This window comes from Prescottella sp. D32 (assembly GCF_037287305.1).
Lineage (GTDB): Bacteria > Actinomycetota > Actinomycetes > Mycobacteriales > Mycobacteriaceae > Prescottella > Prescottella equi.
The window spans coordinates 2,018,775-2,040,460 of record NZ_JARBSW010000001.1 but is presented as its reverse complement, the minus strand read 5'-3'; the positions used below and the strand labels follow the sequence as shown (position 1 = coordinate 2,040,460).

Here is a 21,686-nt window from a genome sequence, read left to right as displayed (position 1 = left end):
TGTGGATGAACCGAATCGCCATCCACAGGGTGCGCCGAAGGCGCCCGGACGCCCGGGGCCTGTCGGCGGTGTGTGCTAGTGGCCGGCCTCCCGGTCACGTCGCGCGAGTTCGGCGAACATCGCGTTGTGCGCGGCCAGGTCCGCGTCGTCGTCGCGCTCGGCGGCACGGTCGACGCGTTTGGCGGTCTTCTGGTCGCTGCGCGACCACTGCACCAGCAGCGCGAGCATGACGAGCACCAGTGGAACCTCGCCGGTGGCCCACGCAATGGAGCCGCCCAACTGCTGGTCGTTGAGCAGGTCGGTGTTCCAGTCGAGGCCGAGCGACCGGTAGAACGTCGCGCCCATGACCTCGCCCATGCTCATGAGCGCGATACCGAAGAACGCGTGGAAGGGCAGCGACCCGAACACCATGGCCAGCTTGGTGATGGGCTGCAACTGCCGCGGCGACGGGTCGACGCCGATCACGACCCAGTAGAACAGGTAGCCGCTGAGGATGAAGTGCACGTTCATCAGCAGGTGCGCGGTGTGGCTGTCGACGTTAGCCCCGAAGATGCCGCCGAGATACAGCGCGTAGAAGCCGCCGACGAACAGCACCGACGCCACCAGCGGGTGGGTGAGGAAACGCGAGATGGGGCTGTGCAGGAACGCCAGTAGCCATTCGCGCGGGCCCGGGACGCCGTCCTTGCCGGCGGGGCGCATCGCCCGCAGCGCGAGGGTGAACGGTCCGCCGAGCACCAGCAGCACCGGCGCCAGCATCGACAGCGCCATGTGGGCGCCCATGTGAACACTGAACATCGCCGGTGCGTACCGGCCGACACCGGACGACGTACCGATGAGCAGAACCAGGCAGCCGGCGAACCACGCGATGGTCCGGCCCACCGGCCAGCTGTCGCCGCGCTTGCGCAGGGTCCGCAGACCGACGAAATACAGCACGGCGAGGACGATCGCGGCGGTGCCGAAGATCAGGTCGAAACGCCAGTCCAGCATCAGCTTCGCGAAGGTCGGCGGACCGTCGAGGTTGTAGCCGAGTTCCACCTCGGTGAGCGTCGGCACCGACGACGGCGGGGGCGGCGGAGTGCGGCCGAGTCCGACGGCGATGCCGATCGTCGCGGCGAACACGAGGGCCTCGGCGCCCGCGAACCGGATGAGCGCGCCCCGCGACTCCGGGTCGGCGGCGAGCGCGGGCAGCGCGCGTCGACGCTGGAGGAAGCCGAACACACCGAGCACCACCAGCGCGACGATCTTCGCGACGATCAGGCGCCCGTAGGTGGTGGAGAAGAGGTCGTCCAGCGGAACGCGGACGAGCGCGTTGACGACGCCACTGATGGCCATCGCCACGAAGCAGATGGTCGCCACGAACGAGAACCGTCGGGCGGCGACATCGGTGTGGGCACCGCGACGGCGGGCATGCGCGAGCAGGGCGAAGAGGCCGCCCGCCCAGAACGCTGCGCCGACGAGGTGCCAGATCAGGCTGTTGGTGGCGACGTCGTGCGAGCCCCCCGAGGACGAATGCCCGGTCAGCGCCAACGGCATCATCGTCGCGACTCCCAGCGCCAGCAGGAACGGCGTCCAGGACCAGCGCAGCGCGATCCGGCACAGCACGGCGAGGACCACGGCCATGATCGCGGTCCACTGCCACGCGACGGCCGTCTCCACCTGACCGATCGCCGAGAACAGGTTCGACGGCTTGACGGCTTCCGAGAACGGCTGACCCGATGTGTCCGACAGCGTGAGTGGCACCAGGATCACCGCGCTGACCGCCCACACGAACGCGGCGTGCGAGGCGGTGCGCACCGCCCGGTAGCCGTCGATGTCGAGGACGCCCGACTTCTGGGGCGGCACCATGAACGCCGCGAACAGCAGCGAGCCGATCGCGATGACGGCGGCGATCTCGCTGACCGCGCGCAGGGCCGGCAGGCCGTACGTGGTGAGCGGGCCCGGATCCGGGATGCCCATCAGCACCAGCGCCTGCGACGCCGACATGGCGACCACGAGGGCGGCGACGAGGCCGGCGAAGACGCCGCTGACCGCGAAGAACAGGCCGGAACCGGGACGGGACGAGGGAACGGGAGCGTGCTCGGTCTGCTCACGCACGGGTGTTGCCATGCCTACCAGGGTAGGACCTACGACAATCTGTCGGACTCGTGCCTCGCCCCGGCCGCGGCTGCCGGAGCGCGGGCGGGCCCCCGACGATCTCGAGCACCTCCGCCAGCGCCGCCACGGTGTGCGCGGGCAGGAAGTCGTCGCAGTACGGCAACGCCGCGGCCATCGACCCGGCGAGCGGCTCGAAACCCGGTTGGGCGGCGCGGGGATTGAGCCAGACGAGTCGGTGGGCGCGGCGGCCGACCCGGGCCACCGCCCCCGCCAGGTCGGCCGGGTCGTCGCTGTCCCAGCCGTCCGAGGCGACGATCACGACGGCGCCGCGCAACGACGACCCGTGTGGCGAGGACAACAGTGCGTCGAGGCTGCGGGCGATGTGAGTGCCGCCGAATCGGTCGACGACTCGTTCGGTCGCGCGCTGGGCGGCGACCTCGGCGCTGCGGTGCGCAAGCGTCGGCGTCAGCCGAGTGAGCCGGGTCGAGAACACGAACACCTCGGCGTCGCCGGGCCGGGATCCGAGCACGACCGCGCGCATCAGATGCAGACAGGCGTCGGCGTACCCGCGCATGGATCGGCTCACGTCGCACACCAGCACGATGCGACGCGGACGGGGGCGAGGCCGGTCCCGCGCCACCCGGACCGGCTCGAACCCGGTACGTCCCGCACGACGCATCGTCGCCCGCAGATCCACCCGGCCGTGCCGATGCGGTTCGCGCCGACGGCTCCGCCGTGCCGGCCATCGTCGCCGCGCCCGCTCGAGCCGTGCGCCGAGTGCCCGCAGATCTGCGTCGTCGAACGCGTCGAACGGCTCGCCCGCGAGATCCTCGCGCGGGCTGGGTAACCGCTTGCAGGCACCGACGGCCGCCGAGGTCTCGTCGTCGGACGCTCCGGCGCGCGTCACCCACGGCAGTGCCGTCCGCTCCCCCCTCGTATCTCCCTCGTGCACCGACGGACCGGGCTCCGGCCGTACGGAACGATCGTGCGGGCCGTTCCGTGCAGCGGCGCGGGCAGCCGGGTCGAGCGTGAGGACCGCGTCGGAGAACACCGTCGCGAACACGGCATCGAATCGCTCGAGATCGATCCGGCGGCCGACGAGCGTGATGCGGGCGGTCCAGTAGAGCCGGCGCCGGTCGGTCGGCGGCAGCACCCGCAGCGCCTCGGTGAACCGCGCCGCTCCGCTCGCCGACACCGCGATCCCGACCGATCGCGCCCGCGACACCAACGCGACGGCGAACGCCGCGAGGTCCACCCCGCGCAGCAGTGGGGCCCGAGCGTCGGGGGCCGTCACCGCCGGCGCGCTCGCAGGACGGTGAAGACGACGGCGGCCGCGACCGCCGCGGCGATCCAGGGCAGCAGCCGGCGCGCGGCCCCGATCCCGGACAGTGCCACGAGGTCGATGGGCTCGACGTCCGGTTCGACGGCGACCGGCCCGGTCAGCCCGGACACAGCAGCGACGCCGGGGCCGTTGTCGGGCGGAGGCAGCGCACCCGTCGCAGTGCCACTCGTCTCGGAAGCGAGCCGGTCCTCGAGCGACGACGCGAACTGCCCCATGAGCTTCGCGGACACCTGCGAGATCATCCCGCTGCCGAACTGGGCGAGCTTGCCGACCACCTTCATGTCGGTGTCGACGGTCACCCGCGTCGCGTCACCCTCCTCGTGCAGGCGCGCGGTGATGGTGGCGGACGCGTTGCCGCTGCCCCGCTTCTCCTTGCCGCGCGCGTCGATCACCGCGGTGTGGGACCGGGCGTCCTTCTCGGCGAAGGAGGCGCGGCCGGCGAACTCGGTCGTGACCGGCCCCACCTTGATCTTGACGGTGCCGAGGTAGTCGTCGCCCTCGCGGCCCGTCATCCGCGCGCCCGGCAACAACGGTGCGATGCCCTCGAGGTCGGTGAGCACCTCCCATGCCCGCTCGATGGGGGCGTCGACCGTGAACTGGTCTGCAATCTTCATCGTCGTCCTCTCATCCTGTCCTCCCGCACGCGGCGTACGCAGTCACCGCCTCGGCCAGCACGGTCCGGTCGTCGGGGGTCTTCGCGATCGCGCCGAGGCTCGCGAGCGCATCGGCCGCCACGAGGTCGGCGGCGCCGAGCGCGGCGAGTGCCGACACCCAGTCGACGGCCTCGGCGACGCCCGGCGCCTTGTCGAGGTCGAGACGGCGGGCCACGCCCAGGAAGTCGGTGACGCTCGCGATCAGCGGCTGCGTCGCGCCGGGAACCGTGCGACGCAGGATCGCCGCGGCCCGCTCCGGAGCCGGGTAGTCGATCCAGTGGTAGAGGCAGCGTCGGCGAAGTGCGTCGTGCAGGTCCCGGCTGCGGTTCGACGTCAGCACGACGATCGGCGGCCGGTCCGCGACGAACGTACCGATCTCGGGCACCGTCACGGCCGCCTCGCCGAGGAACTCGAGCAGCAGCGCCTCGAATTCGTCGTCCGCGCGGTCGATCTCGTCGATCAGCAACACCGGTGGGATCGGCCCGCGGTGCCGCACGCAGCGCAGGATCGGGCGTTCGAGCAGGAACGGTTCGGTGAACAGGTCCGCCTCCTGCAGCCGGTCACCGCGCGCCTCGGAGACCCGCACGGCCAGCAGTTGCCGCTGGTAGTTCCAGTCGTACAGGGCCTCGTCGGCGCCGAGGCCCTCGTAGCACTGCAGTCGCACCAACGGTGTGGTCAACGCGGCAGCGAGCGCCTTGGCCGCGGTCGTCTTCCCCACCCCGGGCTCCCCCTCGAGCAGCAACGGCCGCCCCAGTTGCAGCGCCAGGAACAGCGCCGTGGCGGTGCCCTCGTCGAGGAGATAGTCCCGCTCGTCGAAGCGGCGGATCAGCATGTCGACGTCGGGGACGATCGCGGTGACGGCCTCGGTCACGAGGCGTCCCGGTCCTGGTCGAGCAGCGCCCGGTACTCGTCCCACGTGTCGACGTCGAGGGGTATCCGGCCTTCCGCCGGCACGTCGAACACGTCGATGTCGTCGCGGTCGAACAGCTTCCACACGGCCTTGTCGCCGTACAGGTCGGCGAGGTCGCCGAACACGTCCCGCCCCAGCCACAGCGGATGTCCCTCGCCGTCGCTGTAGCGACACAGTCCGATGTTCTCGAGACGGCCCCGCTCGACCAGCGCGCGGACCGCACGGGGAGACACCCCGGGCTGGTCACCGAGCATCAGCACGATCCCGGAGGCGAGGGGGTCGATGTGCGGCAGGGCGGCTTTCACCGAAGCCGAGCATCCGCTTGCGGCGTCCGGGCAGTGCACGACGGTGCATCCACCGAGGTCGACGAGGTCCTCGATGGCGTCGGCGGATCCGGGCACCGTCACCAACAGCTGGTGGAAGCGGCAGGCGCGGGCCACCGTGAGCGTCGCGTCGAGCAGCGTCGCCCCGCGGTAGGGCAGGAGTTGTTTCGGCCGACCCAGCCGCCGCGACGATCCGGCGGCGAGCACCAGTCCGGTCACGAACATCGCGCACGCTCCTTCTCGTAGGCGCGGCGGCAGCCCGGCGCGCAGAACCAGTAGTCCTCCCCGTCGATCTGCAGGTGCGGCGTGTCCGCGCCGACGAGGACCGTCATGCCGCACACCGGATCGATGACAGTGAGGGCCGCATCCGGTTCCGCTTCGGCCGCAGCCGAATCCAGCTGCCCGATCCGGATCGCGCGCACCAGTTCGGCCGCGATCGACACCGCGATCTCCCCCGGAGTTCGGGCACCGATCGGAAGCCCTGCCGGGGTGTGCACGACAGCCCGTTCCGGTTCGTCGAGGTCGAGTTCGTCGACGATCGCGGCGCCGCGCCTGCTGCTCGCCACCAGTCCGACGTAACCGACTCCCGAGTCCAGCGCCTCGCGGATCACGGCAGGTTCGTCGCCGCCGAGACTCGCGACGATCACCGCGGCCTCCCCGCCGCCGACGGAGATGCCCCGGCGGACGTCGACGTCGAGAACCTCGAGGACCCGGGCGACGGCGTCGGCGACCGGCGTGGCGCCGGCCACCCGCACGATCGGGGCCGGCAGGCACGGTTCGAGGAAGATCTCCATCGCCCCACCGGACAGGCACGGGTTCACGACGACGTCGGCGCCCGGCGCGTCCGGGAAGGCCGGTCCGCCGTCGGGCAGGATGCGCAGCAGCACGCTCTCCCCCGACGCGACGGCATCGAGCGCCGCGCGGCGCACCGAGTTCTGAACACAGTGTCCACCGACGAATCCCTCGATCATGCCGTCCGGCAACACGATCGCCCGATCGCCGGGCCGGGTCGACGTGGGCTGTTGGGCGCGGACCACCGTCGCACGCACGAACGGACGCCGCTCGCCCGTCAGTTCGGCGGCGCGCGCACTCAGGTCCATGCGAACTCCTTCGTCAGATCGGCGGTGTCGCGCGACCCTGCATCGCCTCCCACACCCGCGACGGTGTCAACGGCATGTCCGCGTGCCGCACCCCGAACGGTTTCAAGGCGTCGACGACGGCGTTCACCACCGCCGGCGGTGAGCCGACCGTCGCGCTCTCGCCGATCCCCTTGGCGCCGATCGGGTGGTGCGGCGAGGGGGTGACGGTGTACCCGGTCTCGAGGTGCGGCACCTCACGCGCGGTCGGAATGAGGTAGTCCATGAGCGACCCGCCTAGACAGTTGCCGTCCTCGTCGAACGCGACGATCTCCATGAGCGCCATGCCGATTCCGTCGGTGATGCCGCCGTGCACCTGACCCTCGATGATCATCGGGTTGATCCGGGTGCCGCAGTCGTCGACGGCGAGGAAGCGGCGCACGCTCACCTGCCCGGTGCCCGGGTCGACGTCCACGACGCAGAAGTACGCGCCGTACGGGTACGTGAGATTCTCCGGGTTGTAACAGATCTGGGCCTCGAGCCCGCCCTCGATGCCGTCGGGCAGATCGCCGGCCCCGTACGAGCGCATCGCGATGTCCTGGATTGTCACCGCCGCCGACGGGTCGCCCTTGACGTGAAAGTTGCCCTTCTCCCACTCCAGGTCGGCGACGGACACCTCGAGCATCCCCGACGCGATGATCCGCGCCTTGACGCGGACCTTGCGGGCCACCAGCGCCGCCGCCGCGCCCGACACCGGCGTCGACCGGCTGCCGTACGTGCCGAGTCCGAACGGGGTGTTGTCCGTGTCGCCGTGGACCACGTCGATGTCCTCGGGCGGGATGCCGAGTTCCTCCGCGACGATCTGCGCGAACGTCGTCTCGTGCCCCTGGCCCTGGGTTTGCACGGACAGCCGGACCACGGCCTTGCCGGTCGGATGCACGGTGAGTTCACAGCCGTCGGCCATGCCGAGCCCGAGGATGTCCATGTCCTTGCGCGGTCCGGCGCCGACCGCCTCGGTGAAGAACGACATCCCGATGCCCATCAGCTCGCCGCGCCGACGCCGCTCGGCCTGCTCGCGGCGCAGGTCGTCGTAGCCGATCATGTCCATGGCCTTGCGCATCGTCGTCGCGTAGTCGCCCGAGTCGTACTTCCACCCGGTCTTGGAGGTGTACGGAAACTGCTCTGGGCGCAAGAGATTTCGCAGCCGCAGCTCCGCGGGGTCCAGGTCGAGGTCGAACGCGAGACAGTCGACCAACCGTTCCACCAGGTATACCGCTTCGGTGATCCGGAACGAGCACGCGTACGCGACTCCCCCCGGTGCCTTGTTCGTGTAGACCGCGGTCATGTGGCAGTACGCGGCCTCGAGGTCGTAGCTACCGGTGAACACGCCGAAGAACCCGGCCGGGTACTTCACCGGGGCCGCGGTGCCGTTGAACGCACCGTGGTCGGCCAGGACGTCGGTGCGGATCGCGAGGATCTTCCCCTCCCGCGTGGCGGCGATCTCGCCGACCATGATGTAGTCCCGCGCGAAGCCGGTGCTGGTGAGGTTCTCGCTACGATCCTCCATCCACTTGACGGGTTTGCCGGTGAGCAGCGACCCGACGATGGCGCACACGTAGCCCGGGTAGATCGGTACCTTGTTGCCGAAACCGCCGCCGATGTCCGGCGAGACCACCCGGATCTTGTGCTCGGGCAACCCTGCGACCAGCGCGTACAGCGTGCGGTGCGCGTGCGGGGCCTGGCTGGTCGACCACAGCGTGAGCTTGCCGTCGACGGCGTCGTAGTCGGCGACCGCGCCGCACGTCTCCATCGGTGCCGGATGCACGCGCGGGTAGACCATCTCCTGCCGTACCACCACGTCGGCCCTGTCGAACACGGCCGCGGTGGCGGCGGAATCTCCCGTCTCCCAGTCGAAGCAGTGGTTGTCGGTCTTGCCGTCCAGGTCGGTGCGGATGACGGGGGCGTCCGCGGCGAGGGCTCGGCGGGCGTCGATCACCGGGTCCAGGATCTCGTACTCGACATCGATCAACTCGAGCGCGTCGCGCGCCGAGTACCGGTCCTCGGCAACGACGAACGCCACCTCCTGCCCCTGGAACCGGACCTTGTCCGTCGCGAGCACCGCCTGCACGTCGTTCGACAGAGTCGGCATCCACGCCAGGCCCTTCTCGGCGAGATCGACGCCGGTGACGACCGCCGCGACCTTCGGGTGCGCCTGCGCGGCCGTGGTGTCGATCCGCACGACCCGCGCGTGCGCCACCGGCGACCGCAGGATCGCCAGGTGCAGCATGCCGGGCAACTGCACGTCGTCGACATAGCGTCCCTGGCCGCGGATGAACCGCGGGTCCTCCTTGCGGAGCATGCGACCGTGCCCGCATGGCTTGCCGTCGTTGACGGGGCGGTCGGGGTCCGTCTGCGGGTGGTCGAGCGTGGTCACGACGCGCCTCCCGTGGTGACGGTGTCGGTGGTCGCGCCGCCGTGCTCGGCCGCCCACCGGACGGACCGGACGATCGTGGTGTAACCGGTGCACCGGCAGATCTGGCCCGAGATCGCCTCGCGGATCGTCTGTTCGTCCGGGTCGGGGTCGCGGTCGAGCAGTGCGCGGGCGGTGATCATCATGCCGGGCGTGCAGAATCCGCACTGCAGGCCGTGGCACTGCATGAAGCCCTCCTGCACCGGGTCGAGGACGCCGTCGGTGGCCAGCCCTTCCACGGTGCGGACCGCGCGCCCGTCGGCCATCACCGCGAGCATCGTGCACGACTTCACCGGTTCGCCGTCCACCGCGACCACACACGTCCCGCAGTTGCTGGTGTCGCATCCCCAGTGAGTTCCGGTGAGGCCCAGTCGGTCCCGCAGGAAGTGCACCAGCAGCATGCGCGGCTCCACGTCGTCGGCGACCTCCGCGCCGTTGACCGTCATCGTCACCTGCATCTCACAGCTCCGTCCGTCCGGTGTGCGCCCGCTCTGCGGCGGTCCGCAGCGATCGGACGGTCAGTTCCTCGGCGAGATGCCGCTTGTAGGCGGCGGTGCCGCGCGAATCCGTGACGGGTTCGCAGGCCTGCCCGGCCAGTTCGCCCGCCCGCCGGAAGTTCTCCTCGTCGGCCGGTTGCCCGCGCAGGACGTCCCCGACGTCGGCCAGACGCTCGGCGTCGGGCACCACCGCGGTGAGACCGAGCCGCGCCGCCGCGATGCGGTCACCGTCCAACCGGACCGCGGCGCCGGCGGCCGCGATCGCCCAGTCCCCCACCCGCCGTTCGACCTTCGTGTACGCACTCGATCCCGACGGCACCCGGGGAATCCACACCTCGGTGAGGATCTCGTTGCCGCGGACGGCCGTCTCGTAGGGCCCGACGAGGAACTCCTCCATCGGCACCTCCCGCACCCCGGTCGGCCCACGGATCACACAGACCGCGCCCACCACCGTGCACACCGTCGTGAGGTCTTCGGCCGGATCGGCCTGGCACAGCGACCCGCCGATCGTGCCGCGGTTCCGCACCACCGGGTCCGCGATCACCCTCTCGGCGTCCCGGAAGATCGGCAGCAGCCGAGCCAGATCGTCGGACTCGAGAATCTGGCGATGCCGGACCATCGCCCCGATCCGCACCGCGTCCGCCTCGACCGTGATGTCGCCGAGCTCGGCCGCCAGGTCGTTGATGTCGATGAGATATTCGGGGTTCGCCAGCCGCAACTTCATCATCGGTAGAAGACTGTGGCCACCCGCGACGATCCGCGCCTCGTCGCCCAGCCGATCCAGCAGGGCGATCGCATTCTCGACGTCGGTGGCGCGCTCGTATTCGAACAGTCCCGGAACCTGCATGTGGCACTCCTCACAGCCCGGACACCCTCCAGCGTGTGCCCGGTCAGGCGGGGCGTCAAGCGCGATTCAGCGAAAGCTTGATCTCGACTCGACACGGCCGCCCCGATCACCCGTTTCGCTCGTGATGGATACGTCCGCGCAGGTCACGCAGCGGTAGCCCGCCGCCGCCCCAGCGCCGCGCGATGATCTCCGCCGCGATGGATACCGCCGTCTCTTCGGGAGTGCGGGCCCCGAGATCGAGACCGATCGGGCTCGACAGCCGGGCCAGATCCACGTCGGTGAGACCGGCCTCGCGCAGCCGGTCCAATCGGTCGCGGTGGGTGCGCTGTGAGCCCATGGCCCCGACGTACCCGACGTCCGGCAGTCGGAGCGCGACCGCCAGCAACGGGACGTCGAACTTGGGATCGTGGGTGAGCACACAGATCGCCGTGCGGCCGTCGACTTCCCCCGCGTCGGCCTGCGCTTCGAGGTACCGGTGCGGCCAGTCGACCACGACCTCGTCGGCGGTCGGGAAGCGCGACGCGGTCGCGAACACCTCGCGCGCGTCACACACGGTCACCCGGTATCCGAGGAACTTCCCCTGCCGAGCGACCGCGGCCGCGAAGTCGATCGCCCCGAACACCAGCATCCGGGGCGGCGGCGCATAGCTCGCGACGAACACCCGCATGCCCTCGCCGCGCCGCTGCCCGTCCGGCCCGTACGCAAGTACCGCGGTCCGGCCGGCCGCGAGCAGACCGCGGCCGTCGTCGACGACCGCGGCGTCGAGCCGGTCCGAACCGAGCGTCCCCGAGACGTCGTCGGGTCGGATTACCAGGTGCTGCCCGACGCGACCGGCGACGTCGTCGACGACCGTCGCCACCGCCACCGGACGCCGCTCCGCGATGTCGTCGGCGACGTCTGCGAGTGCGGGAAACGTGGCGCGAGAGACCGGCTCGACGAACACGTCCAGGATGCCGCCGCACGTGAGCCCGACCGCGAACGCGTCGTCGTCGCTGACGCCGTACCGCTCGAGGGTCGGCCTCCCCGTCCGGACCGTCTCGGACGCCGATTCGTAAACCGCGCCCTCGACGCACCCGCCGGACACCGAACCGGACACGCGGCCGTCGGGGGCGACCACCATCGCAGCCCCCGGAGCGCGCGGCGCGGAGTGGAAGGTGGCGACCACCGTGGCGAGTCCGGCCGTCTCGTCCGAGCGCCAGATCGCGAGCAGATCGGACAGAACGTCGCGCATGGCTTCAGCCTCCAGCCCCGGCCGTCGCCGCAGGTGAGGCCGGTCCATTCGCAGATGTCGATCTTCCTCGGCCCGTACCCTCGAGGGCGTGACACCCGCTCAACTGCGAGCCTATTCCGCGGTGGTGCGGCTCGGATCGGTTCGAGCGGCAGCGCGTGAATTGGGCATGACGGATTCGGGTGTCTCCATGCATATCGCCCAGCTCCGCAAGGAACTCGACGACCCCCTGTACTGCCGACGGCCGTCGGGGCTCGCTTTCACACCGGGCGGGCTGCGCCTCGCGAGCCGGGCCGTCGAGATCCTCGGGCTACAGCAGCAGACGGCGCTCGAGGTGAGCCAGGCCGGCAACGGCCGGCGTCTCCTGCGGATCGCGGCGTCCCCGCTGTTCGCCGAACACGCCGCCCCCGGGCTGATCGACCTGTTTGCCGGGCGCGCGAAGGATCTGTCGGTCGAGCTGAGCGTCCACCCCGTCCGTCAGTTCGCGAATCTGATCTCTTCGCGGGCCGTCGACGTCGCGCTGGGGCCGCGGGTCCTGGGCGAGCGGCAGCCGCTGTGCCTGCACCCGTTCCTGCAGTACGAGGTGCTCACGGTGTGCGCACCCCAGCACCCGATGGCGCGGACCCGGCCGTCGCTGCGGCAACTGCGCGAGCAGCAGTGGTTCCTCGGACCGTCCGCGGCCGGCGGCGACGGCGTGATGCGGCACATGCTCCGCGCACTCGACATCCCCCACGAGCGGCAACGGATCTTCCAGAGCGACGCCGCCGCGGTGGAGGCGGTCCGGCGGTCATCGGCGCTGACGCTGGCACTCGGCTTCGCGATCGACGACGAACTGTCGGCCGGCTCTCTCGACCTCGTCGAAGGTCCGGAACTGCGCGCGGCGGGCGAATGGTGCGCCACGACCCTGCACCACCAGCACCTCCAGCCCGCCGCGACCGAACTGCTGCACTTCGTCAGCACACCGCGATGCATCCAGGCGATGATCCGCGGCACCGGAGTCGACGTCGCCCACTTCAAACCCAAGGTGCACGTCACACTCTGGAGCTGACCCCGGATGCGCGAATCACCCCGATTCAGCAGGTATGCTCTTGGCCGCGCCTCCGTAGCTCAGTTGGATAGAGCAAGAGCCTTCTAATCTCTAGGTCGCAGGTTCGATTCCTGCCGGGGGCACCACAAACTGCAGCGACCGAACCGGCATGTGATCATCCCACCGGCGTACCGGTGAACGGGGCAACCATCACGCACGGCACCGGTTCCGGGTACTGCGGATCGAGCGCGTTGAGCACATATCCGGCTGCGACGGGCGAGGCGGCCAGCGCTGCCTGCTCCGAGTAGTCCTGTGGGCACCGATCCTGGACGACGATGTTCGTCACGTTCGGACCGGGGACGAGACCACTGGTGTACGGCACGACGAGCTCGTCGTACCTGGTGGCGATGTTCGTGTACGCGACGCCGGGCGCATACGGACTGCCGCCCTCGTTCATCTTCTCGATGAAATCGGCGCCCGGCGCCATGTCCAGGCAGGACGCGCACAGCCGTCCGAACGTCTGCTCCTGCAATGCCTTCAGCCCGAACTGCTCGACGAGGGCCGTGATCTCGCCGGCGCCGAAGGAGCCGGCCCCACCCCAGAGCGGAGCCAGTGACACGTACTTGTCCACCTTCGCCGCGCCGCCGAGGAACTTCACGTAGTAGTTCGGCATCAGGGTGCCCTGCGAGTGGCCGACGATGTCGACGTTGCTCGCGCCGGTGGCGGCAAGCACCTCGTCCACGAAGACCGACAACTCCTGTGCGCTCTGCTCGAGCGGCGTGAGTGCGCCGAAGGCACTCATCGGCCACGTCGCGTCCGGACGCGTGCCGTAGGTGGGCGCGAAGACGCAATAGCCTTCGTTCTTCAGCAGGGGACCGTATGTGGCCCAATTTGTCTGCCGATTCGCACCCGTGCCGTGGACGAGGATCACCGGATTCGGGTGGGCCTCGGTCGGCACACAGGCCCAGTCGTTCGAACCCGGAATCGAGCCGCCAGGGTTTGCCGTCTCGAGCGCGATACCTTCGAAGAAATTGTGCGGCACGGGTAGCGGATCGGCCCCGACGCCTGGCGTCGCCACAACGGACAGGGCGAGCGCCCACAACGCTGACGCACAGACCGCGGCGAAGAACGCACGCATGTAGATCCCCCTCGGCTGTTCCACCAGAACCCCGACCGACCGACCGAAACCCAGCACCCGCGTGAGGTTTCGGACGCGAACTGCAAGCGGCCCGCCCCCGGTGGACGGGGACGGGCCACTTGCTACGAACTGCGATCGATCACTCGACCGCGTCGGGCTCGACGAAGCCCTCGGGGGTCTGGAAGCCCTCGAGCCTCTGCTCGCCGGTGATCGCCGGGTCCGGGCGATCGAACGTGTCGGTGGACGCCACCCGCATGCCGCTCAGATCGGTCTTCATGTAGATCACGTTGTAGCGGTCCCACGTGGTCAGCACGAAGTAGAGATTCTTGTCGGTGCCGTTCTTGTTCGTCCACGGATGCATGAAACCGCCGTACAGCGACGGCAACGCAGTCGAGCCGATCAACGTCTGCGTGCCACTCCAGTTGATCAGGTCCGACGACTGCCGGATCTTCAGACCGCCCATGTCGGTGTACATCGCGACGTACTTGCCCAGGTACGGATTCCATTGCACCGACAGTTCGCTGACGTTGCCGCGGATCACCGGAACGGCGTCGGCGATGTCCTGGCTCCACCCCGAACCGGTTCGGTACTCGTAAGCGTTGAGGTTACGAATGTCCGCCTTCGGTACACGGGCGAGGCGCGCCTCCCCCGATCGACCGGAGGGCGTTCCGAACTCGTAGACGTAGCCGTCGCCCCGATCCGGCACGAACGCACTCATCTGCCAGTTCTTGTTGCTGGTCGCCAGATTCGGGACGCCGGGCAGGTCGAGACCGTCCAGCACGCCCTCGCGGTTGAGGCGGACGGTGGCCGGATCCGTGGTCCAGTTCTCACCGTTGTCGGTGGAGAAGGCCAGGCCCGAGTAGTTGGTGGTCCACTCTCCCGGCACGTCCCACGAACGGACCGACATCCAACGCACGTACTGCACGCCGTCGACCGCGACGCCGCCGGTCGGGATCACCGTGAACTCGGGCATCGTTCCCGGAGGCAGGTTCAGCAACCCCTTGATGACCTGTCGCGAGAAGTTCCCGCCAGGGGTGTCGAGCGGAGAACTGTCGATGCGCATTCCGTCGGCCAGATTGGCGTCGTTGCTGCGAAACAGGACGTTGCTGCGCCACTGGTCGCCGTCGATACCGCAGTCGCCCACGGTGTCACCGAAGGCCATCAGCACCTGCCCGGCCCCGTTGTCCCACATGATCCCGAGGTCGGTGCCGGCGACGCTGAAGCGGTCGATCGTGTCGTTCGGGCTGCCCGGCCCCGTCACCATCTCGAGTGCCTTGGTGGGGCCGGACAACACCGGTAGCGCGCCGTTGGGCGCGCCGGTGATCCAGGGCAGCGAGTTGGCCAGCGATCCCGTCGCGCTTCCGAGGCTGCCCGCGCCCAGACTGCCCATCAGGCTGCCCGTCAGCCCAGAACTCCCGAGGCTGCCGCCGCCCTGACCGCACGGGCCACCGACTGCAGCGGCCGGCGTCGCCATCGCGACCGACAGTCCGGCGGTGACCGCGGCGGCCGACAGAGCTGCCGCCCACCTCCGATTTGCTTCTCTCACAGACCGATTCCCTTCCACAGGTGGAGACGGAGGGAGACAACCCCAGTGCGGCCCGACCGCTGATTCCCCCGAATACGTTCGTCGGTCAATGATCAAACCACGGAAAACCCCCGATCACGACGTTTCCTGTGTGACTGCTGGGGAAACTGTGACTCTGCACCGACCCTCGGACGCCGGACTCGAACTCGTGCCACCGGCCCCGAGACGGGTCTCCTAGCAATCTTCGCAACCACGTAACACGATGTTCACACGTGGCTAATCTCACTTTCCGCAGGTAACCGTCGAAGTCGTGCACCCTCGCGGACTATCGTGTAACGGAAAGATTAATAAGTTCTCACGGAATCAGGTAGGTGAATGTTGTCTGTACGCGACCGCGTTGAGGAGATCTACAAGCAGGTACTCCTTCGCAATGCTGGCGAGCCGGAGTTCCACCAGGCGGTCGCCGAGGTCTTCGAGTCGCTCACCGTGGTTCTCGATCGGCACCCGAACTACGCCGACGGCGCCCTGATCGAGCGTCTCTGCGAGCCCGAGCGGCAGATCATCTTCCGTGTGCCGTGGCAGGACGACAACGGCAACATCCACGTCAACCGTGGTTTCCGCGTGCAGTACAACAGCGTGCTCGGCCCGTACAAGGGCGGCCTGCGCTTCCACCCGAGCGTCAACCTCGGCATCGTGAAGTTCCTGGGCTTCGAGCAGATCTTCAAGAACTCCCTCACCGGCCTGCCCATCGGTGGCGGCAAGGGTGGCTCGGACTTCGACCCCAAGGGCAAGTCCGAGTCCGAGATCATGCGTTTCTGCCAGTCCTTCATGACCGAGCTGCAGCGCCACATCGGTGAGTACACCGACGTCCCGGCCGGTGACATCGGCGTCGGTGGACGCGAGATCGGCTACCTGTTCGGCCAGTACAAGCGCCTCAACAACTCCTACGAGTCGGGCGTCCTCACGGGCAAGGGCCTCACGTGGGGCGGTTCGATGGTCCGCAAGGAGGCCACCGGCTACGGTGCCGCCTACTTCGTCGCCGAGATGATGGCCGCCAAGGGCGACTCCATCGAGGGCAAGAAGGCCGTCGTGTCCGGCTCGGGCAACGTCGCCATCTATGCGATGGAGAAGATCCACCAGCTCGGTGGCACGTCCATCGCCTGCTCCGATTCCTCGGGCTACATCGTGGACAACGCCGGCATCGATCTGGAACTGCTCAAGGAGATCAAGGAGGTCCGTCGCGGCCGCATCTCCGAGTACGTCGACGAGCGTCCGGACGCGCAGTACTTCCCGGGCGGCAACATCTGGAACGTGCCGTGCGACATCGCGCTGCCGTGTGCCACGCAGAACGAGCTGGACGACGTGTCGGCGAAGGCCCTGGTGAACAACGGCGTCAAGGCCGTCGCCGAGGGCGCCAACATGCCCACCACGCCGGGTGGTATCGCGGTGTTCCGCGAGGCCGGCATCGCGTTCGCGCCGGGCAAGGCAGCCAACGCCGGTGGCGTCGCGACCTCCGCGCTGGAGATGCAGCAGAACGCATCGCGTGACTCCTGGAGCTTCTCCTACACGGACGAGCGCCTGTCGAAGATCATGCGCGGCATCCACGAGCGTTGCTCCACCACGGCCGAGGAGTACGGCAAGCCGGGCGACTACGTCCTGGGCGCCAACATCGCCGGCTTCGTGAAGGTCGCCGACGGAATGTTCGCCATGGGCGTCATCTGATCGACCCGCAGACAGAAGTCGGGCCCGGCACCTGTGACAGGTGCCGGGCCCGATTCGTTTGTCAGGGATCAGCTCTCGTCGGCGTCCGGCCGCTCACCGTCCTCGCGCGCTTTCCGTGCCGCCTCGCGCATCTCGATGCCGTCGGTGATCCAGTCGCCCACCTCCCGGGTGACGTCCCGGACGGCACCGGCGATGATTACCGCGATCGCGCCGACGTGTGTGGCCGCGGACTCGGTCAGTTCCTGCACCGTGTCCTTACCTCGCTCGAACTTCCCCACCATGTTCGACGTGCCTCTCATGCAGCGGTCTTCCGACGCTCGACGATAACACCGCTCACCGGCGCCCGGCCGACGAGCGACGGCGGCAACGCGAACCGGAAGATCTTGGCCCACACGGTGCCGATCTGCCGGAAGAAGCCGCCGGTGTTGTACGGCAGGTCGTAGCGTTCGCACAGTTCCCGGACCCGCGGCGCCATCTCCGGGTACCGGTGCGCCGGGATGTCCGGGAAGAGGTGGTGCTCGATCTGGTGCGACAGATTGCCCGACATGATGTGGAACAACGGGCTTCCGGTGATGTTGGCGCTGCCGAGCATCTGCCGCAGGTACCACTGGCCGCGCGTCTCGTCGGCGGTCTCGTCCTCGGTGAAACTCTGCACGCCGGACGGGAAGTGACCACAGAAGATGATCGAGTACGCCCACACGTTGCGGACCACGTTGGCGGTGGCGTTACCGAGCAGGGTCGAGACGAACAGCGGGCCGGTGAGTGCCGGGAACAGCACGTAATCCTTGAGCACCTGACGGCCGGCCTTGCGCCACCAGCCCCGCACGAGCGGTTTGACGTCCGACCACCTGCGCTTGCCCTGGATCACGTTCTCGGCCTCGAGGTCGTGCAGCATCACGCCCCACTCGAACAGGAACATCAGTGCGGTCGCATACAGCGGATTGCCCAGGTAGTAGGGGTTCCAGCGCTGCGCCTCGTCCATCCGCAGGATGCCGTACCCGATGTCGCGATCGCGGCCGACGATGTTCGTGTAGGTGTGGTGCATGTAGTTGTGCGAGTGCTTCCACTGATCCGCCGGGCACACGGTGTCCCACTCGAACACCCGCGAGTTCAGGCCGGGCTCACGCATCCAGTCGTACTGGCCGTGCATGACGTTGTGCCCGATCTCCATGTTGTCGAGGATCTTCGAGATCGACAGTGCCCCCACTCCCGCCAACCAGAACGGCGGCAGGAATCCCAGGTACATCAGGCCGCGGCCGGCGACCTCGAAACCGCGCTGCGCCTTGATGATCCGGTAGATGTACTCGCGGTCTGCGGCGCCGAGATCGGCGACGACCTCGTCACGCAGCGCGTCGAGTTCCCGGCCGAGTGCCTCGACGTCGTCGTAGCCGATGACGGTGACCTCGGGCTCGGGGTCGCGGCCACCGAATTTCAGAAACCCGGGCAGGGCCAGGAACCCGGGAACGCTCAGTCCGAACATGGGTTTCTCCTCTGGTCGTGGTGGACCGGTAGGTCAGACATCGATCTCGACGTCCCCGACCGGCGCCGAGATGCACAGTTGGATCGACTGCTCCGGGTCGTCGTGGGTATCACCGGTGCGCAGGTTGCGGGTGCGCCCGGACCGTTTGACCGCGGTGCACGAGAAGCAGATGCCCATCCGGCAGCCGAATTCCGGCTGCAGACCCGCGGCCTCGGCCTGGTCGAGCAGGCTGGCTCCGGTGTTCTCCGCGGTGACGCCGCTGCGCGTGAAGGACACGACGCCGTCCGCCGGTCCGGAGGCCGCCGGCGGGTCGATCCGAAACCGTTCGGTGTGCATCTGTTCACCGAATCCTTCGGCGTCGAGCATCTCCTCGACCGCCGCCGAGAGCGTGTCCGGACCGCACACGAACACCTCCGATTCCGGACCGAACCACGGCGCCACGGCGTCGAGGTGCTCGCGCCGGAACCGCCCGTCGACCGAGGTCTCGACGACGCGGACAGTCACGTTGTCGTGCGCCCGGTCGATCGCCCGCAACTCGCCCGGGACGGGAACGTCGTCCAGCGTGCGGGTGTAGTGCAGGAACGCGACAGACCCGGCGAACCCCTCGTCGACGAGGGTGCGCAGCATCGACAGCACCGGAGTGATCCCGCTACCGCCGCTGACGAGGACCACCTGCGCCGGTCGCGGCTCGGGCAGTGTGAATTCGCCTGCCGCCGTGGACAGGTCGAGCACCATGCCCACGGCCGCTTCGCGGACGAGATACTGCGAGACCAGCCCGCCGGGGTGCGCCCGCACGATCAGCCGGATCGAGTCCCGCGCCCCGCCCTGGGCACCGGTGGGCGAATAGCACCGGGTGTGCCGCACGCCGTCGATGACGACGCCGAGTTGCACGAACTGGCCCGCCGCGAAGCCGCGCCACTGCCTGGTGGGCCGCAGATCGAGCACCACCGAATCCGATGTGGAGCGCTCGACCCGCACGACGCGGGCCCGCATGTCGCGAGCGGTCGCCATCGGGTCGAGCAACTCGAGGTAACGGTCGACCGCATGGGGGGTGGCGAGCGCCTCGAGCAGCGACAGCAGCGGCCGTCGGCGCGCTCGCTCCGGGGAAGTCGTCGTCATGATCATCTCCTCACGAGAGATTTTCAGTGCACACTCGTACACTGATTAGTGTGAACGCGATTACCCCCTACCTGTCAATCCCGGAGGCGCGTGACGGCGATCACTGCACGACCCGGACGGTGCCCGGGACCCGATGCCTAGACTCGACGCCGTGACCGAACCGGTGGAGACCCGCGCGCAGCGCAAGGAGCGCACGCGGCAGGCCTTGCTGGACCGGGCACTCGAACTCCACGCCGACCGCACTTTCGCGAGCGTGAGCCTGCGTGAGGTCGCGCGCGCCGCGGGCATCGTGCCCACGGCCTTCTACCGGCACTTCGCGTCGATGGACGAACTCGGCGTCGTGCTGGCGGAGGACAGCATGCGCGTGCTGCGCCGAATGCTGCGGGACGCCCGGCGCACTCCGAGCAGCAGAAACGCCCGCGACTCCCTCGACATCCTCGTGCGCCAGGTGCGCGCCCACGAGGCCGAGTTCCGGTTCGTCGCCCGCGAACGGTACGGCGGCGTCCCGGAGGTGCGGCGCGCGATCGCGACCGAACTGCGCCTGTTCGTCAGCGAACTCACCATCGACCTCGGACGCATGCCGGCGCTGGGCGACTGGGATGCCCCGGACCTCGAGATGGCCGCAGACCTGATCGTGCAGGCGATGCTGGCCGCGGTCGTCGATCTGCTCGAGGTCGATCGCCCCGGTTCGGCCGAGGAACGGGCGGTGGTCGACCGCACCGCGAAGCAACTGCGGCTGATCACGATCGGCATGGGCGGGTGGAAACCGGCGCGCCCATAGCGATTCCGCTACCGTGGCGCAATGACCGACGACTCACGGACCGATCGCGTGCGCCTGGGCGAACTGACCTTCGATGTCACCGTCGCGGGCCCCGACGACGGAACCCCGATCCTCCTGCTGCACGGTTTCCCGGAGAGTTCGGCGTCGTGGCGCCCGGTCACCCCGCGCCTGGTGCGCGCCGGTCTGCTGGTGATCGCCCCGAACCAGCGCGGTTACTCCCCCGACGCCCGGCCGGAGCGGGTGGACGAGTACCGCTTCGACCGTCTCGTCGGCGACGTCGTCGGACTGCTCGACGCCTACGACATCGAGTCGGCGCACCTGGTCGGCCACGACTGGGGTGCGGCCGTCGCCTGGCAGGTCGCCGGGGGCCATCCGGAACGGATCCGCAGCCTCACCGCGGTCTCGGTTCCGCACCCGGCCGCGCTCGGGTGGGCGCTGAGGGAGGATGCCGATCAGCAGCGCCGGTCCGGCTACATCGGCCTGCTCCGCCAGGAAGGGAAGGCCGAAGCCGTTCTGCTCGAAGACGATTCGCGTCGCCTGCGCGCCATGTTCGGCGACGGGAACGACCCGGAACTGGTGGAGGAGCACGTGCGTCTGCTGTCGCAGCCAGGTGCGCTCACGGCAGCGATGAACTGGTACCGCGCTATGACCCGGGCGTTCGGCGATCTACCGCCCGTCCGGGTGCCGACGACGTATGTGTGGAGTACCGCAGACCCGGCGCTCGGGCCGGCGGCCGCCAAGCGGTGCGCCGAGTTCGTCGATGCGTCCTACCGTTTCGTGGTCCTCGACGGCGCGAGCCACTGGATCCCGGAGGAGCATCCGGACGCGCTGGCGGACGCGATCCTCGCCCGCGTGGCGCAGGCCTGACCTACGGTCACGCGCGCAGCAGCACCTCGAGTTCGTCGACGACGGCGTCGAGTGGCGCCGACGTGCCCTGCGCCTGGGCCATCACGAGCGCGCCCTCGAGAGCACTGACCACCAACACCGCCAGCGACGCCGACCGGTCCTGAGGCACCCCGTCCTCGACGAGACTCGCGGCGATCAGCTCGCACCACTCGGCGAAGGTGACGCCGGCGACCTCACGCGCGCCGCGCTCGGTGCCCAGAGCCGCCGCGACGATGGGGCATCCCGCCTCGTAATCCGTTGCCTCGAGCCCGCGTCGCCACAGATCGACGAGCGCCCGCAGCGCCGACACGGTGTCACCCGACTCGAGTACCCGGGCCACACCGCGGCCCAGGTAGGCGGCGGCGGACCGGGTGGCCTCCTCGACGAGCTGCGACTTACCGCCCGGGAAGTGGTGATAGATCGAACCGCGGGGCGCGCCGCTGTGCGCGAGCACGTCGGCGAACGACGTCGCAGCGACGCCCTGCTCACGGATGAGCGCGACCGCGCTGTCGATCATTGCGGCCCGGGGCCCGGCCCCGGGGTCCTGCCGCCTCGCCATGTCGTCACCT

Annotated in this window: 20 protein-coding genes and 1 tRNA gene; 5 read left to right on the top strand and 16 right to left on the bottom strand. The window is 69.3% G+C overall.

Annotated elements, in window-relative coordinates:
• Positions 1–75 precede the first annotated feature (75 nt).
• From PSS76_RS09385 to PSS76_RS09340, 10 genes are all read right to left on the bottom strand, one after another.
• A complete protein-coding gene (locus PSS76_RS09385; protein ID WP_044991249.1) occupies positions 76–2,106 on the bottom strand; it encodes a bifunctional copper resistance protein CopD/cytochrome c oxidase assembly protein in 2,031 nt (676 codons plus the stop codon).
• Entirely contained in the window at positions 2,087–3,388 is a 1,302-nt protein-coding gene (locus PSS76_RS09380; protein ID WP_337456128.1) for a vWA domain-containing protein, read from the bottom strand. Before PSS76_RS09380 ends, PSS76_RS09385 begins: the two co-directional genes overlap by 20 nt.
• Positions 3,385–4,050 (bottom strand): SRPBCC family protein, encoded by a 666-nt coding sequence (locus tag PSS76_RS09375; protein WP_005512177.1) that lies wholly within the window; start codon positions 4,048–4,050, stop codon positions 3,385–3,387. Before PSS76_RS09375 ends, PSS76_RS09380 begins: the two co-directional genes overlap by 4 nt.
• 10 nt (positions 4,051–4,060) lie before the next feature.
• Positions 4,061–4,921 (bottom strand): AAA family ATPase, encoded by an 861-nt coding sequence (locus tag PSS76_RS09370; protein ID WP_044991273.1) that lies wholly within the window; start codon positions 4,919–4,921, stop codon positions 4,061–4,063.
• 35 nt (positions 4,922–4,956) lie between these two features.
• Positions 4,957–5,547 (bottom strand): nucleotidyltransferase family protein, encoded by a 591-nt coding sequence (locus tag PSS76_RS09365; RefSeq protein ID WP_337456127.1) that lies wholly within the window; start codon positions 5,545–5,547, stop codon positions 4,957–4,959.
• Positions 5,538–6,422 (bottom strand): XdhC family protein, encoded by an 885-nt coding sequence (locus PSS76_RS09360; RefSeq protein WP_005512169.1) that lies wholly within the window; start codon positions 6,420–6,422, stop codon positions 5,538–5,540. Before PSS76_RS09360 ends, PSS76_RS09365 begins: the two co-directional genes overlap by 10 nt.
• 13 nt (positions 6,423–6,435) lie before the next feature.
• Complete coding sequence (locus PSS76_RS09355; RefSeq protein ID WP_337456126.1) at positions 6,436–8,832, bottom strand: aerobic carbon-monoxide dehydrogenase large subunit; 2,397 nt, start codon at positions 8,830–8,832, stop codon at positions 6,436–6,438.
• Complete coding sequence (locus PSS76_RS09350; protein ID WP_005512166.1) at positions 8,829–9,326, bottom strand: (2Fe-2S)-binding protein; 498 nt, start codon at positions 9,324–9,326, stop codon at positions 8,829–8,831. Before PSS76_RS09350 ends, PSS76_RS09355 begins: the two co-directional genes overlap by 4 nt.
• A 1-nt stretch (position 9,327) precedes the next feature.
• A complete protein-coding gene (locus PSS76_RS09345; RefSeq protein WP_013416544.1) occupies positions 9,328–10,212 on the bottom strand; it encodes an FAD binding domain-containing protein in 885 nt (294 codons plus the stop codon).
• A 106-nt stretch (positions 10,213–10,318) separates the two neighbouring features.
• The gene (locus tag PSS76_RS09340) at positions 10,319–11,443 is read right to left on the bottom strand and encodes an XdhC family protein (protein ID WP_013416545.1); all 1,125 of its coding nucleotides are present in this window, start codon (positions 11,441–11,443) and stop codon (positions 10,319–10,321) included.
• 88 nt (positions 11,444–11,531) lie between these two features.
• Here PSS76_RS09340 and PSS76_RS09335 point away from each other — a divergent pair, with 88 nt between their 5' ends.
• Positions 11,532–12,488 carry a LysR family transcriptional regulator gene (locus PSS76_RS09335; protein WP_064077176.1) on the top strand — a complete coding sequence of 319 codons (957 nt, stop codon included), beginning with the start codon at positions 11,532–11,534 and terminating at the stop codon, positions 12,486–12,488.
• Between the two features lie 48 nt (positions 12,489–12,536).
• A tRNA-Arg gene (locus tag PSS76_RS09330) sits at positions 12,537–12,613 on the top strand.
• Positions 12,614–12,642: 29 nt separating this feature from the next.
• On the opposite strand, the gene PSS76_RS09325 is transcribed toward PSS76_RS09330, so the two are convergent.
• Both PSS76_RS09325 and PSS76_RS09320 read right to left on the bottom strand, forming a co-directional pair.
• Positions 12,643–13,605: an esterase/lipase family protein gene (locus tag PSS76_RS09325; RefSeq protein ID WP_337456125.1), complete on the bottom strand. Its 963-nt coding sequence runs from the start codon at positions 13,603–13,605 to the stop codon at positions 12,643–12,645.
• A gap of 139 nt (positions 13,606–13,744) precedes the next feature.
• The gene (locus tag PSS76_RS09320) at positions 13,745–15,151 is read right to left on the bottom strand and encodes a glycoside hydrolase family 183 protein (protein ID WP_083282795.1); all 1,407 of its coding nucleotides are present in this window, start codon (positions 15,149–15,151) and stop codon (positions 13,745–13,747) included.
• Between the two features lie 357 nt (positions 15,152–15,508).
• On the opposite strand from PSS76_RS09320, the gene gdhA reads away from it, so the two are divergent.
• A complete protein-coding gene (gdhA, locus tag PSS76_RS09315; RefSeq protein ID WP_172504590.1) occupies positions 15,509–16,852 on the top strand; it encodes an NADP-specific glutamate dehydrogenase in 1,344 nt (447 codons plus the stop codon).
• 68 nt (positions 16,853–16,920) lie between these two features.
• Here the strand turns inward: gdhA and PSS76_RS09310 are convergent, their stop codons facing one another.
• The 3 genes from PSS76_RS09310 to PSS76_RS09300 are packed head-to-tail and all read right to left on the bottom strand — an operon-like array spanning position 16,921 to position 19,451.
• Complete coding sequence (locus PSS76_RS09310) at positions 16,921–17,133, bottom strand: hypothetical protein (RefSeq protein ID WP_013416549.1); 213 nt, start codon at positions 17,131–17,133, stop codon at positions 16,921–16,923.
• Positions 17,134–17,147: 14 nt separating this feature from the next.
• Positions 17,148–18,332, bottom strand: a complete 1,185-nt coding sequence (locus PSS76_RS09305; protein WP_005512154.1) for a fatty acid desaturase family protein — start codon at positions 18,330–18,332, stop codon at positions 17,148–17,150.
• A gap of 33 nt (positions 18,333–18,365) precedes the next feature.
• Positions 18,366–19,451, bottom strand: coding sequence for a ferredoxin reductase (locus PSS76_RS09300; RefSeq protein ID WP_242420588.1), 1,086 nt, complete (start codon positions 19,449–19,451; stop codon positions 18,366–18,368).
• 133 nt (positions 19,452–19,584) lie between these two features.
• On the opposite strand from PSS76_RS09300, the gene PSS76_RS09295 reads away from it, so the two are divergent.
• Both PSS76_RS09295 and PSS76_RS09290 read left to right on the top strand, forming a co-directional pair.
• Positions 19,585–20,232, top strand: a complete 648-nt coding sequence (locus PSS76_RS09295; RefSeq protein WP_069856568.1) for a TetR family transcriptional regulator — start codon at positions 19,585–19,587, stop codon at positions 20,230–20,232.
• Positions 20,233–20,253: 21 nt separating this feature from the next.
• A complete protein-coding gene (locus PSS76_RS09290; RefSeq protein ID WP_242420589.1) occupies positions 20,254–21,099 on the top strand; it encodes an alpha/beta fold hydrolase in 846 nt (281 codons plus the stop codon).
• A 7-nt stretch (positions 21,100–21,106) separates the two neighbouring features.
• Here PSS76_RS09290 and PSS76_RS09285 read toward each other — a convergent pair whose 3' ends face one another.
• Positions 21,107–21,676 carry a TetR/AcrR family transcriptional regulator gene (locus PSS76_RS09285; protein ID WP_037084038.1) on the bottom strand — a complete coding sequence of 190 codons (570 nt, stop codon included), beginning with the start codon at positions 21,674–21,676 and terminating at the stop codon, positions 21,107–21,109.
• Positions 21,677–21,686: the final 10 nt, after the last annotated feature.

Excerpts from the sequence above, each read along its gene's own strand:
- PSS76_RS09385 (WP_044991249.1), bottom strand. The coding sequence starts at position 2,106 with ATGGCAACACCCGTGCGTGAGCAGACCGAGCACGCTCCCGTTCCCTCG.
- PSS76_RS09375 (WP_005512177.1), bottom strand. The coding sequence starts at position 4,050 with ATGAAGATTGCAGACCAGTTCACGGTCGACGCCCCCATCGAGCGGGCA.
- PSS76_RS09370 (WP_044991273.1), bottom strand. The coding sequence starts at position 4,921 with ATGCTGATCCGCCGCTTCGACGAGCGGGACTATCTCCTCGACGAGGGC.
- PSS76_RS09365 (WP_337456127.1), bottom strand. The coding sequence starts at position 5,547 with ATGTTCGTGACCGGACTGGTGCTCGCCGCCGGATCGTCGCGGCGGCTG.
- PSS76_RS09360 (WP_005512169.1), bottom strand. The coding sequence starts at position 6,422 with ATGGACCTGAGTGCGCGCGCCGCCGAACTGACGGGCGAGCGGCGTCCG.
- PSS76_RS09350 (WP_005512166.1), bottom strand. The coding sequence starts at position 9,326 with ATGCAGGTGACGATGACGGTCAACGGCGCGGAGGTCGCCGACGACGTG.
- PSS76_RS09345 (WP_013416544.1), bottom strand. The coding sequence starts at position 10,212 with ATGCAGGTTCCGGGACTGTTCGAATACGAGCGCGCCACCGACGTCGAG.
- PSS76_RS09340 (WP_013416545.1), bottom strand. The coding sequence starts at position 11,443 with ATGCGCGACGTTCTGTCCGATCTGCTCGCGATCTGGCGCTCGGACGAG.
- PSS76_RS09325 (WP_337456125.1), bottom strand. The coding sequence starts at position 13,605 with ATGCGTGCGTTCTTCGCCGCGGTCTGTGCGTCAGCGTTGTGGGCGCTC.
- PSS76_RS09310 (WP_013416549.1), bottom strand. The coding sequence starts at position 17,133 with ATGGTGGGGAAGTTCGAGCGAGGTAAGGACACGGTGCAGGAACTGACC.
- PSS76_RS09305 (WP_005512154.1), bottom strand. The coding sequence starts at position 18,332 with ATGTTCGGACTGAGCGTTCCCGGGTTCCTGGCCCTGCCCGGGTTTCTG.
- PSS76_RS09300 (WP_242420588.1), bottom strand. The coding sequence starts at position 19,451 with ATGACGACGACTTCCCCGGAGCGAGCGCGCCGACGGCCGCTGCTGTCG.
- PSS76_RS09295 (WP_069856568.1), top strand. The coding sequence starts at position 19,585 with ATGCCTAGACTCGACGCCGTGACCGAACCGGTGGAGACCCGCGCGCAG.
- PSS76_RS09290 (WP_242420589.1), top strand. The coding sequence starts at position 20,254 with ATGACCGACGACTCACGGACCGATCGCGTGCGCCTGGGCGAACTGACC.
- PSS76_RS09285 (WP_037084038.1), bottom strand. The coding sequence starts at position 21,676 with ATGGCGAGGCGGCAGGACCCCGGGGCCGGGCCCCGGGCCGCAATGATC.